Annotated in this window: 10 protein-coding genes; 4 read left to right on the forward strand and 6 right to left on the reverse strand. The window is 75.1% G+C overall.

Annotated elements, in window-relative coordinates; translation table 11 throughout:
* The first annotated feature begins 100 nt into the window (after window positions 1-100).
* Window positions 101-730: a TetR/AcrR family transcriptional regulator gene (locus AB0881_RS00580; protein WP_366613076.1), complete on the forward strand. Its 630-nt coding sequence runs from the start codon at window positions 101-103 to the stop codon at window positions 728-730.
* On the opposite strand, the gene AB0881_RS00585 is transcribed toward AB0881_RS00580, so the two are convergent.
* From AB0881_RS00585 to AB0881_RS00605, 5 genes are all read right to left on the reverse strand, one after another.
* A complete protein-coding gene (locus AB0881_RS00585; RefSeq protein ID WP_366613078.1) occupies window positions 727-2,955 on the reverse strand; it encodes a hypothetical protein in 2,229 nt (742 codons plus the stop codon). The genes AB0881_RS00580 and AB0881_RS00585 overlap by 4 nt on opposite strands.
* A 20-nt stretch (window positions 2,956-2,975) precedes the next feature.
* Window positions 2,976-3,629 carry a DUF998 domain-containing protein gene (locus tag AB0881_RS00590; RefSeq protein ID WP_366613080.1) on the reverse strand — a complete coding sequence of 218 codons (654 nt, stop codon included), beginning with the start codon at window positions 3,627-3,629 and terminating at the stop codon, window positions 2,976-2,978.
* Window positions 3,630-3,682: 53 nt separating this feature from the next.
* Window positions 3,683-4,501, reverse strand: a complete 819-nt coding sequence (locus AB0881_RS00595; RefSeq protein ID WP_366613082.1) for an SAM-dependent methyltransferase — start codon at window positions 4,499-4,501, stop codon at window positions 3,683-3,685.
* A gap of 104 nt (window positions 4,502-4,605) precedes the next feature.
* On the reverse strand, window positions 4,606-5,517 hold the full coding sequence (locus AB0881_RS00600) for a helix-turn-helix transcriptional regulator (RefSeq protein WP_366613084.1): 912 nt from the start codon (window positions 5,515-5,517) through the stop codon (window positions 4,606-4,608).
* Between the two features lie 114 nt (window positions 5,518-5,631).
* Window positions 5,632-6,696: a PP2C family protein-serine/threonine phosphatase gene (locus AB0881_RS00605; RefSeq protein ID WP_366613086.1), complete on the reverse strand. Its 1,065-nt coding sequence runs from the start codon at window positions 6,694-6,696 to the stop codon at window positions 5,632-5,634.
* 148 nt (window positions 6,697-6,844) lie between these two features.
* On the opposite strand from AB0881_RS00605, the gene AB0881_RS00610 reads away from it, so the two are divergent.
* A complete protein-coding gene (locus AB0881_RS00610) occupies window positions 6,845-7,861 on the forward strand; it encodes an ATP-binding cassette domain-containing protein (protein ID WP_366613088.1) in 1,017 nt (338 codons plus the stop codon).
* The gene (locus AB0881_RS00615) at window positions 7,858-8,634 is read left to right on the forward strand and encodes an ABC transporter permease (RefSeq protein WP_366613091.1); all 777 of its coding nucleotides are present in this window, start codon (window positions 7,858-7,860) and stop codon (window positions 8,632-8,634) included. Before AB0881_RS00610 ends, AB0881_RS00615 begins: the two co-directional genes overlap by 4 nt.
* On the opposite strand, the gene AB0881_RS00620 is transcribed toward AB0881_RS00615, so the two are convergent.
* Window positions 8,631-11,825 carry a BTAD domain-containing putative transcriptional regulator gene (locus tag AB0881_RS00620; RefSeq protein WP_366613093.1) on the reverse strand — a complete coding sequence of 1,065 codons (3,195 nt, stop codon included), beginning with the start codon at window positions 11,823-11,825 and terminating at the stop codon, window positions 8,631-8,633. The two genes, AB0881_RS00615 and AB0881_RS00620, sit on opposite strands and share 4 nt — an antisense overlap.
* A 65-nt stretch (window positions 11,826-11,890) precedes the next feature.
* On the opposite strand from AB0881_RS00620, the gene AB0881_RS00625 reads away from it, so the two are divergent.
* Window positions 11,891-12,217 (forward strand): hypothetical protein, encoded by a 327-nt coding sequence (locus tag AB0881_RS00625; protein ID WP_366613095.1) that lies wholly within the window; start codon window positions 11,891-11,893, stop codon window positions 12,215-12,217.
* The last annotated feature ends 22 nt before the right edge of the window (window positions 12,218-12,239 follow it).

Consider the following 12,239-nt stretch of genomic DNA (forward strand, 5'->3'; position numbering starts at 1 on the left):
AACGGGATTCTTGCTTTATATGTGCATGATTTCTTGGCGGTATGCTTATCGGTGAAATCGCCTACGGACCGCCTATCAGGGGGCCTCTTCAGGGGGATCCATGCCAGACGTGACGATGAGCCGGCGCGAGGCCAAGGACCTGACCAGACGCCGGCTGCTCGCCTCCGCCCTGCGGATCCTCGACACCGAGGGGGAGGCCGGGCTGTCCACGGGCAACGTCTGCCGCAACGCGGGCATCGCCCAGTCCACGTTCTACGTGCACTTCCGCAACATGCAGGACCTGCTCCAGGCCCTCGGCGAGGAGGCCGGCCGGCGCACCGGCCCCGTCGTCCGGGAGGCGCGCCGCCGCTCCAGCGCCGCGCCGCACAGCGCCGAGCGCCTCCGCGAGGCCTTCCGCGTCCCGCTGGAGATGATGTGCGACCACCCGGAGTTCTTCCGGCTGAGCGTCCGCGCCCGCTACGACCGCTCCTCCCCGCTCGGCGACGCCGCCCGCCGCCGCGCCGCCGCCACCCGCGCCCAGCTGGTCGAGGACCTCGTCGCGGCCGGCCTCCCCGGCGGCACCGACGCCCAGAGGGCGCGCCTGGAGATGGTCGCCGACGGCGTCTACGGGCTCACCGAGACCATGGCCACCGGCCACCTCGAAGGCCGCTACCCCGACCTGGAGGAGTGCATCGACGTCCTGGTCGCCTTCTTCGCCGGCGTCCGCGCCCAGCTGCTGTCCGCCGGCTAGCGCTCCCGGAAGCGCTCCAGCAGGCGGAGGCGCATGATCAGCAGGAGTTCGGCGGCGTCGCCGGTGCAGGTCTCCGAGGCGATGAGCGCGCTGACCGCCTCCAGGTCCGCCGGCGTGGCGGCGGCCGGCGGCCGGTCGAGCAGGAGGCCGGCCGGACTCCGGTACGGCCCGTGCACCCGGATCCACGACGCGAACGCGATCGCGACGTGGCGTCCCGACGGGGTGGCGCGGAAGTGCCGGGCATGCGCGGTGTCGTACGGCGGCGCGATGCTCTCCAGGGTGCGCGCGTCCAGGAACTCCTGCCCCCGCGGGAGGGCCACGCTGCCTTTCGGTGGCAGCGCGGTGAGCGGATGGGTGACGTGGGTCCTCCGCACGGCGCGTTCGGGCACCAGGCCGCCGCCCGTCCGGCGCCACGAGGTCACCGTGTGCTCCGCGCCCGCGGTGACCAGCCGGTCCGGGGAGGCGAAGGCGAAGCCGTTCACCCTGGTGTCATGGTCCCGGCCGCGGGCGACGACCCGGCCGGCCTCCGCGTCCAGCAGGACGATGTCGAGGTCGCGCGCGGCGACCAGCCCGGTCGCGGGCTCCACCCCGATCGCGAACGGCCATAGCCTTTCCAGCCCCAGCTCCGCCGCGCCGATCTCGTGCCGGGTGCCGTCGTACGGCGGCGGGAACAGGTGGATCGCGCGGAAACCGGCGGCCACCAGGCCGCCGGGACCGAGCCTGACGCAGCCGATCTGGTCGGAGAAGCCGGGATCATGGAGGAACTCGCGCTCGCGCGCCGTGTAGCGCACCAGGCTCCCGGACGGGTTCCCCACCACCGCGACGACGGAGTCGCCGGTGTGCACCAGATCGCTCCAGGAGCGGTTGCGTTCGATGCCGGTCGTCTCGTGCCGGGCGAGCACGCGTCCCGAGGGCAGCTCGAACTCGGTGAGGTGGTGGACCGGCCGGTGGTCCCGGGTGGCGACGGCCGCCACCGCCATGCGCGTGCCGTCGTGCGAGAGGGCGTACTCCTTGATCTCGCCGTCCACGTCGACGCGGAGCGGTCCGTGCGCGTCGAGCCCGGCCAGGGCCGCGGCGGCCCGTTCCGGGGTGAACCGCCGCATGCGGTCGAGCAGGTCGCCGTCCCGAGGGCGCCAGCCGTCGATCGGCCGTACCGCCGCGATCGCCTCGGCGGGCGGGAGCTCCAGCGCCAGCCGCCACAGCTCGGGCCAGGCGCGCTCGGCGGCGAGCCGGCCGGCCAGGTACGCGCGCTCGCCCGCGCTCATCGCCGCGACGCCGGTTCCCCGCATCAGGGCCGCCGCCAGGCCGGGGCCGTGCGCGGCCGCCTCGCGGAGCCGGGCGCGCAGCCGGGGCGAGGCGGCGGAGTACGCGTCCGCCAGCGGTGCGCCGTCCGGGACGTCCTGGCCGGTCAGCAGGAGGAGCGCGGCGCGATCGGCCGGGCCGGCCGGCAGCAGCGCGCGCTCGGCGCAGGTCGCGAGGACGAGCGCCCGCACGTGCTCGGGCGTACGGTCCGCGAGCGCGGCGGCGCAGAGGTCCGCCGGCGCGGCGGTCCCCAGAGCGAGACGGCTCATCCGGTGAAGGCGCCCGTCGCCGTCCGGGGGCGCGGGGCGGCCGAGCGCGCGGAGGAACTCCCAGAGGTCCTCGGACGGCTCGTCCAGCCAGGCCCGCCAGGCGGATCCCACGGTCGCGCCGGCGAGCGCGGCCGGGTTGCGCAGCAGTTCGCCGACCAGGGCCCGCCTTCCCTCGCGCATGCCGGGTACCGCGCCCCACAGGAACCCGAGGACCGGCTCCTCCACCTCGGCGCAGGCGCGGGCGGCCCCCGCCCGGACGTCCTCGTCGTCGTCGGCGAGCAGCCGCCCGATCTCCCTCTCGGCGCCGTCGCTCCAGTGCCCGGCCAGGACGCCGTGCAGGGCGGCGGTCGTCCACCGCGCGCGGCCGTGCTCGGCGATGAGGCCGTGCTCGCGGACGACGGCGCGGACCGCCGGATCGCGGTCCTCCGACCACACCGTCGCGACGAGGTGCCGGGCGTCCCCGCGCAGGGGGTGCGCGGCGTACCGGTCCTCGGTCGCCAGGCGGACCATTCCGGCCCAGGCGTGGCCGCCGCGCCGGGACGCCCGCAGCAGGGCGAGCCAGGCGCGCGGCCCGATCCTGGATCTCCGGCCGCCCCGCTCCTGGCGCGCGGACAGGCGGAGCAACGCCTCCGTACGCCACCGCCAGATCTTCATCCGGCCTCCCTGCGTGGATCCTATGGGCGGTCCACGCGGGTTTCGCGGAGCAGGTGCAGGGCGATCCAGGTCATCCAGCCCAGCCCCACCGTGACGGCGGCGCGTTGCAGCAGGCCGCCGTGGTCGACCAGGTCCGCGTTCTGCGAGAACGCGGAGCCGGAGAGCTGGAGCAGGACGACGAACAGGACACCGGCGGCCGCGGAGAGCGCGGCACGGGTACGCGAGCCCGCGCGCAGGAAGCGTCGCGTGAAGACGAAGCACGCCACGATCAGCGCGGCGAACCCGGCGAGCGAGAACGCGTCGTGCAGGATCCCCAGGGTCGTGTACTGGAGGCGGTCGGGCGTCCCCGGCGGATAGCCGCTCACCGGGTCGGAACGGAAGAGCCCGGCACCGATCAGGCCGGCGCCCCAGACGCCGATGAGCAGCGGGCCGAAGAGAGGCCCGCCGGCCGGCCGCGGAGCGCGCCACATCCCGGCGGCGAACGCGAGGGTCAGGCTCCCGGCCACGAGGAAGTTCGCGGTCTGGGTCCAGCCGTGCTCGCCCAGGGCGAGCGAGCTGACCGGGTGGCGGGTGGGGTCGTAGCCGGTACGGGTGGCGCCCTCGGCGAGGTAGGCGAGCGTGAACAGCGGGCCGGCCACGGCACCGCACAGCAGTGACACCTGGAGGCTTCTCATGACGTCAACTTAGGTTGACGCGCCTCCAGGTGTCAACCCTGGTTGACGGATGCTCAGGGTTTGCGGCCGGCGCCGCAGAAGAAGCCGATCTCCCGGTCGGCGTAGAGGGTGTTGCGGTCGGGACGCCACTGGGGGAGCGGGACGACGCCCGGCTCCAGCAGTTCGAGGCCGTCGAAGAAGCGGGCCAGTTCGGCGCCGGTGCGCAGCACGGCCGGGGTGGCGCCGCTGTCGTTCCACTGCTGGATGACCCGCCGCATCGCCTCGGTGTTGACGTCGGCGGTGGGGCAGGCGATGACCAGGTGGCTGCCGGACGGGACCGCGTCCATCAGCCGGCCGACGATCCGGTACGCCTCGTCGGTGGTGATGAACTCCAGGATGCCCAGCAGCGTGATGCCGACCGGCTGGGAGAGGTCCAGCGTGCGGCCTGCGGCGTGCAGGATCGCGTCCGGGTCGCGCAGGTCGGCGTCGATGTAGTCGGTGGCGCCGCCGGGCGCGCTGTTAAGCAGGGCCCGCGCGTGCGCCAGCACGATCGGGTCGTTGTCGACGTACACGACGCGGCTGTCGGGGGCCAGCCGCTGCGCCACCTCGTGGGTGTTGTCGGCGGTGGGGATCCCGGTGCCGATGTCGAGGAACTGCCGCAGGCCCGCCTCGGTGACCATGTACCGGACGGCCCGGCCCAGGAACTCCCGGTCGGCGCGGGCCCAGATCACCACCTCGGGCATGGTCTCGTTGAGGTGGTCGCCCACCTGCTGGTCGGGGGGATAGTTGTCCTTGCCGCCCAGCCAGTAGTCCCAGACCCGTGCCGGGTGCGCCACGGAGGTGTCGATCTCGATCTCCGGCTCCGGGCCGCGGGCGTACGAGCTGTCGGTCATGGGGGGCTCACCTTCCGACGTGTCCTCGGCGATCCGCCTAAGTCTGACCCGGTTCGTCGATTACCTGCAAGGCATCCGGCACGGCCGTCGGATTCCCACCTCGCTTACCCTTCCCGCTCCCACTGCCGGCCGAGCAGTTCCGCGCAGATGCCGGCCGTGGCCGTCGGCGGCCTGGCGTTCACCGACAGCCGGTCCAGGCACCGCTTGTAGACGACCAGATCCGCCGGCTTGTCGAGGTAGAGCGCGCTGGTCAGCTGCTCCAGGTAGACGATGTCGGGCAGCGCCGTCTCGGCGAACCGCAGCATCGAGAACGGCCCGGTCAGCGCCGCGACCGCGCCGTGCCCGGCCGGGACGATCTGCACGGTGACCGCGGGCGACCGCACCGCATCGATCAGCGCGCGCAGCTGGTCGCGCATGACCGCCTCGCCGCCGACCCGGCGGTGCAGCGCCGCCTCGTCCAGCACCGCCCACAGCTGCGGGGGATCGGACCTGCGCAGGATCTCCTGGCGGCGCATCAGCAGGGTGACCCGGCGCTCGACCTCGGCGGCGGACGCGTCCGGATGGACGAGCCCGATCGACGCCCGCGCGTACTCCTCGGTCTGCAGCAGCTCGGGAACGAACCGCGTCTCGTGGATCCGCAGCGTGCAGGCGGCCTCCTCCAGGCCGATGTAGACCTCGAACCACGAGGGGAGGATGTCGCCGAAGTTGTGCCACCAGCCGGGCGCGTTGGCGCGGAAGACCAGGCCGAGCATCGCCTCGCGCTCGTCCCGGTCGTGGACGCCGTACAGCGTGAGCAGGTCGGCGACGTCGCGCTCCTTGAAGCCGACCCGGCCCAGCTCCATCCGGCTGATCTTGGAGCCGGACGCGCGGATCGCGTCCCCGGCGGCCTCCCGGGAGATCCCCTTCGCCTCGCGGAGCCGCCGCAGCTGGCCGCCGAGCAGGATGCGCAGGACCGTGGGCCCGCCGTGGCCCGGCCCCGCCGTCCAGGGGCGGCCGCTCGGCTGCAGAGCGTTCACTTGTGCTCCTCGTCGCGTCCTCGTCGCGGTGGAAATGGCCCTGCGCACACTCTCTCACCGGAACGTGACCGGCGGACCTCTCCCCGTGAAATTCTCTGCGGTATCCGAACGCGGTCAGCGCGACCGGTGGCGCAGCAGCAGCATCGCGGCGTCGTCCTTGATCGGGCCGCCGACATGCTCGACCAGGTCGTTCCGCAGCCGGTCCAGCGCCTCCTGCGGCTCGATGTCGGCCGCGAGCAGGTGGGACCGTTCGGCGAGCGGGTAGAAGCGCCCGGCGGAGTCGCGGGCCTCGATCACGCCGTCGGTGTAGAGGAGCATCTGGTCGCCGGGCCCGAAGTCGACCTCGAACGGCGGCGCCTTCGCCGTGGCCATGTCCATCAGCCCCAGCGGCGGCGCGACGTCGGGCGGATCGGCGGGCTCCGTCCGGCCGTCCGAACGGATCATCAGCGGCGGCGGATGCCCGCAGTTCAGCAGCCCGGCCTTGTCGCCGGGGCCGATCTCGGCGAGCACCGCGGTCACGAACTGCTCCCCGGTCAGGTGCCGGCTGAGCGCCCGCTCCAGCCGCACCGCGACGCCCGGCAGGTCGGGCTCGTCGTAGGCGGCCTCGCGGAACGCGCCGAGCACGACCGCGGCCGTCTCGACCGCGTCCAGGCCCTTGCCCTGGACGTCGCCGACCAGCACCCGCACCCCGTCCGGGGTGGTGACCACCTCGTACAGGTCGCCGCCGATGCGGGCGCGGGCCGAGGCCGAGGTGTACGAGACGGCGGCGTGGATCGGACCGACGCGCCGCGGCACCGGCCGCAGCAGCACCCGCTGCGCCACCTCGGCGACGGTGCGGATGTCGCTCAGCTCGCGCTCCTTGCGCTCGCGCAGCTCGGAGGCCAGCATCGCGGCGGCGGTGACGCCGAGGATCGACAGCAGCGCCAGGTAGGAGCCGCGGGCGCCCAGCAGCTGGTTGTACGCGGCCAGTGCCACGCACAGGGCGACGGAGAGCACGCCGATCGCGGCGGTGCGGCGCACGCCGCCGGCGAGGCTGGCGAACGCCGGCCCCAGCGAGAGCAGCGGCAGGTAGCCGGCGCCGGGGCCGCCGAGGAAGTCGGCCGCCGCGATGACGGCCATCACGCCGTACGGCAGCCGGAGCAGGAGCCTGCCGTCCAGGCCTCCCGTTCGCAGCCTCACCTGACCCCCCCAAGCGTTCCCCCGAGTGACGATCCGCGTCGATAAGAGATTAACGGCGCGGCCATTCCGTGTTCGCCACGCTATTGCGTGGGCGGCCTGAAACCGGCGTGAAACCGCGGTAATACCGGTCTCTCTCACCATCGGTGCCATGACGACCAACCCGCACCCGCTCGCCATCGAGGCCACCGGGCTGCGCCGCTCGTACGGCGACACGGTGGTGCTCGACGGCATCGACCTCGCCGTGCCGCGCGGCTCGATCTTCGCGCTGCTCGGGCCCAACGGCTCCGGCAAGACCACCATGGTCAGGATCCTCTCCACGCTCATCGCCGCCGGCGGCGGCACGGCCCGGGTGGCCGGCCGGGACGTGGCGGCCGAGCCGGACGCGGTCCGCGCCGCGATCGGCGTGACCGGCCAGTCCGCGGCGATGGACGGCCTGCTCACCGGCCGGGAGAACCTGATCCTGATGGCCGACCTGTACCGGCTGGGCCGGGCCGAGGGCCGCCGCCGGGCGGATGCCCTGCTGGAGCGGTTCGGCCTGGCCGAGGCCGGCGGCAGGACCGTCGCCACCTATTCGGGCGGCATGGGGCGCCGGCTCGACCTGGCGATGACGCTGGTCGGCCAACCGGAGATCATCTTCCTGGACGAGCCGACCACCGGACTCGACCCGCGCAGCCGGCGCACCCTGTGGCAGATCATCCGGGACCTCGTGGCCGACGGGGTGACGATCTTCCTGACGACCCAGTACCTGGAGGAGGCCGACCAGCTCGCCGACCGGATCGCGGTGCTGGACGGCGGCCGGCTGGTCGCCGAGGGCACCGCCGCCGAGCTGAAGCGGCTCGTTCCGGGCGGCCACGTCCTGCTGCGGTTCGCCGGCCCGGCGGAGCTGGACGCGGCGGCGCGGGCGCTCGGCGCGGAGCGCTCCCTGCACGAGATCCGGCGCGACGACGAGGCGCTGACGCTCCAGGTGCCCGGTACGGGCACGCGCTCGCTGCGGGCCGTGCTGGACGCGCTCGAGCGGGCCGGGACCGAGGCGGCCGAGCTGTCCGTGCACACCCCGGACCTCGACGACGTCTTCCTCGCCCTGACCGAGACCACCGGCACGACCGGCACGACCGGCACGGCCGGCACGGCCCGGAACGGCAGCGGAAAGGCGGCCGCCCGATGACCGCGCTCGGCCGGAGCATGACCGACTCGGCGACCATGACCCGCCGCAACCTGCGGCACGCCCTGCGCTACCCGGCCATGTCGCTGGCCACGATGGGGACGCCGATCATCCTCCTGCTGCTGTTCGTCGGCGTCTTCGGCGGCGCGCTGGGCGCCGGGGTCGGCACCGGCGACTACATCGACTACATCGCCCCCGGGATTGTCCTGATGGGCGTGGCCTCGGGCTGCATGGTGACGTCGGTGTCGGTCTGCGTGGACATGACCGAGGGGATCGTCGCCCGGTTCCGGACGATGCCGATCTCCCGGAACTCGCTGCTCACCGGCCATCTCCTCGGCAGCGTGATCCAGACGCTGATCAGCACCGCGCTGGTGGTGGTGGCCGCGGTCGCGCTGGGCTTCCGGCCGGACGCGAGCCCGCTGGAGTGGCTCGCGGTGGCCGGCCTGCTCACGGCGCTGGCGTTCGCGCTGACCTGGGTGGCGGTCGGGATGGGGCTGAGCAGCAAGACGCCGGAGTCCGCGAGCAACACCCCGATGCTGATCCAGTTCCTGCCGTTCCTCGGCAGCGCGGTCGTCCCGCCGGACTCGATGCCGGCCGGGGTGCGCTGGTTCGCCGAGTACCAGCCGTTCACCGCGATGAACGAGACGCTGCGCGGCCTGCTGACGGGCACCCCGATCGGGAACGACGCCGCGATCTCGCTGGCCTGGTGCGCGGCGCTCGGCCTGGCCGGCTACCTGTGGTCCAAGCTCCTGTTCAGGCGGGAGCTCACCCCCTAGCGGTCCCGCGGGCGGGCGCGCAGCAGCTCCAGCGCGGCGTCCCGCAGCTCCCTCCGGTCCAGGCCGGCGTACTCCGACACCGCGTCGGCGTACGCCGGCCCGCCGGCGTTCTCGGCCGCCTCGCGGGCCCGCCGCGACGCCATGGTCGGCTGGATGGCGCGGGAGAACCGGAAGCGCTCGGCCAGCGCGACCAGCCGCGCCCCGCCGCGCCGGTCGCCGCGCGCGATGTCCGCCAGGCCCAGCGCCAGCAGCAGCGCGCCGCAGAGCGGGAACCCGGCGAACGACGGCGTCGGCGTGAAGATCAGCGGGCTGGCCAGCAGGCCGGCGAGGTCGTGCGGCAGCATGCCGGCGACGTCCAGTACGGCGTCCAGCCGGCCCGCGTACGCGTGCGCGATCACGGTCATGGCGCGGACCTCCAGCGTCCACGGATCGCCCGCGGCGAGCCCGGACGGCAGGCCGCCGCCGCCCGGCGACTGCCGGACCGCGGTGCGCCACAGGCCGAGGCCCTCCTCGGTGTCGCCGCGGGCGAGGGCGATCTCCGCCTGCACGCCGATGGCGAACGGCACCGCGCCGTAGGTGTCGTCGGCACCGTTCAGCCGCGCCTGCTCCAGCCAGTGCCCGGCCGCGTCGAGCCTGCCCTGCTGGAGGGAGGCCAGCGTCATCGACCAGCGGATCGAGGCCACGTCGGGCAGGTCGCCGAGCCGCTCCAGCGTCGGCAGCGCGGCGAGCACGTGGCGTTCGGCCGCCGCGCTCCGCTCGGTCTGGAGGCACAGCTCGCCCAGCCGGGCCCGGGTCATCACCTCCATCAGCGGGTTGCCGCCGCGCTGGAACGCGGCGAGCATCCGCTCGGCGGCCTCCAGCGCCCGCTCCGGCTCCCCGGCGTTCTCCCAGATGTGGCTGGCCACCGCGCAGGCGACGCCCGCCATCATCGGGTGCTCGCTCGCGCACATGGCGAGCAGCACCGGATCCTCTGGGCCGTGCAGCTCGGGCGCGGCCGCCAGCACGGTCGCCAGGGCCTTGGAGAGGGTGTCCGGGACGGCAGGCGGCAGCCGGCGCAGGGCCACCAGCGCGCGCACCGCGCGCGGCCCTTCGAGGAGGTACGTGCACAGCACGCACAGCATCAGCGCCCCCCGGACGCGCTCCACCTCCTCGGGCCCCGGCCGGACGCGGGTCAGCGGCCCGGCGATCTCCGCGCACATGCCGGCGAGCCGCACGAAGTTGGACTCGATGATCCACAGGGCGCCGAGCGAGGTGGCCACCGCCGCGACGGTGGCGGTGTCCCGCCGGTCCAGGCCCAGCCGGACCGCCTGGACGAGGTTGTCCTGCTCGGCCCGGAACCGGTCGACGGCCGGGCCGGGTTCGCGGCCGAACAGCGGCTCGTCCTGCCCGGCCGCGAAGTCCCGCGCCCACTCCAGGAACCCGGCGGCCGCGGCACCGGTCGCGCCGGCCTCCTCCCGGCGGGCCGCGCTGAACTCCCGCACGGTCTCCAGCATCCGGAAGCGGAGCCCCGCGCCGGTGTCGGCGACCGCCAGCAGGGACTGGTCCACCAGCCGTTCCAGGGTGTCCAGCACGTCGCCGCCGGGGATCACGTACTCGGCCGCCGCCGCGCTGAACCCGCCCGGGAAGACCGACAGCGCGCGCAGCGCCGCCCGCTCGCCGGCGCCGAGCAGGTTCCAGCTCCAGTCGACGACGGCGCGCAGCGTGCGGTGCCGTTCCGGGGCGTCGCGCGGCCCGCCGCGCAGCAGCGCGAAGCGGTCGTCCAGGCCCCGCGCGATCTCCGGTACGGACATCACCCGGACCCGCGCCGCCGCCAGCTCGATCGCCAGCGGGAGCCCGTCCAGCCGGCGGCACAGCCCGGCGACGGCGTCCTCGGGCAGCTCCACGCCGGGCCGCGCGGCCCGCGCCCGCCGGCGGAACAGCTCGGCGGCCGTGGCCGCGTCCAGCTCGGGCAGCGGGTAGACCGCCTCCGCCGACAGGCACAGCGGGGCCCGGCTCGTGGTGAGCACGCGCAGCTCCCGGGTCATCGCCACCAGCGCCCCCACCACGGCGGCGGCACCCTGGACGACGTGTTCGCAGTTGTCCAGCACGAGCAGCGCCGGGCCCTGCCCGACGACCGCGGCGATCCCGGCCAGGACGTCGGCGGGCCGGCCGGTCCGGCCGGCCCCGCCGAGCGCCGCGGCGATCTCGGCGGCGACGTCCTCGTCCCGTTCCACGCCGGCGAGCGGGACGAAGTGCACGAGCCGCTGCTCGGCCGCCCGGCCCGCCGCGTGCGCGAGCCGCGTCTTGCCCAGGCCGCCGGGGCCGGTGATCGAGACGACCCGGGACGTGCGCAGCAGCGCGGACACGGCGGCCAGGTCGGCGTCGCGGCCGAGCAGCCGGTTGGGCTCGTGCGGGATCCCGTGCCGGACGGCGGGCGCCGCGGCGCGCAGCAGCTCCTCGTAGACGTCCTTGAGGGCGGCGCCGGGATCGGTGCCGAGCTCGTCGCGCAGCCCGCGGCGGTACGCGTCGTAGCGGGCGAGCGCGGCGGCCGGTCCCGCCGTCGCGGCCTCGCAGCGCAGCAGCCCGGCCAGCAGCTCCTCGTCCCGCGGCCGCTCGGCGACGAGTCCGGCGAGCGGGCCGGCGGCCTCCTCGTGCCGCCCCAGCCGGGCCAGGGCGAGCGCGCGGGCGCGTACCAGGGCGTGGTACGTCGCGGCGCGTTCCAGCCGGAGCGCGGTCAGCGGATCGCCGGGACCGGCGTCCCCGGCGTTCTCTATGCCTGCCATGCCTGCCGCGCCTGCCCTGTCCGCCGCGTCCAGTGCGGGCGGCCCGTCCCAGAGCGCGAGCCCGTCCTCGGCGTGCGCGAGCGCCGCGGCGTGGTCGCCGGCGCGCGAGCATCGCGCGCTCTCGGCCGCGCTGAGCAGGACGGCGGCCGCGTCCACCCGCTCCTCGCCGAGCGCCAGCCGGTAGCCGGCGGGCGTGCTGACGATGACGTCCGCGCCCAGCTGCGCGCGGGCGCGGGAGACCAGCACCTGGAGCGCCTTGGCGGGGTTGGCGGGCCGGTCGTCCGGCCAGAGGTCCTCGACGAGCCGGGCGGTGCCGCGGCCGGCGCGGAGATCGGCGGCCAGCAGCGCGAGGAGGTTCCGCAGCCGCGGCCCGGCGATCTCCCGGCCGCGGAACGCCACCCTCGGCAGCAGGGTCAGCTCGGGGGTCACCGGATTAGACTAGATGGTGGGGTTCGGGACACTCGCCTGGAATTCACCAGGGGCAGGGAGCTGTCGTGGACGACTATGTCGTGAGCCTCATCCGTACCTGGGTCCCCGTCGCCGTCGGCGCGGGGCTGACCTGGCTGGCCGCCGAGACGGGCCTCGTCCTGGACGAGGACGCGGGCGCGGCGGCGAGCACGCTGGCGGTGGCGCTCGTCATCGCCCTCTACTACGCGGCCGCGCGCGCCATCGAGCAGCGCTGGCCGCGGGTGGGACGGATCATGCTGGCGCTCGGCCTGCGCCGCACCCCGCGCTACGAGACCGTGGCGAAGGCGGTCAAGGCCGCGGGGAAGGCGGCGGCGGACGCGGGGAAGGCACCGAGCCCGCGACCCGAGGGCTGAGCGCCGCCGGCGCGCGGTCCGG

Origin of the sequence: Spirillospora sp. NPDC029432 (assembly GCF_040703975.1) — a bacterium.
Lineage (GTDB): Bacteria > Actinomycetota > Actinomycetes > Streptosporangiales > Streptosporangiaceae > Spirillospora.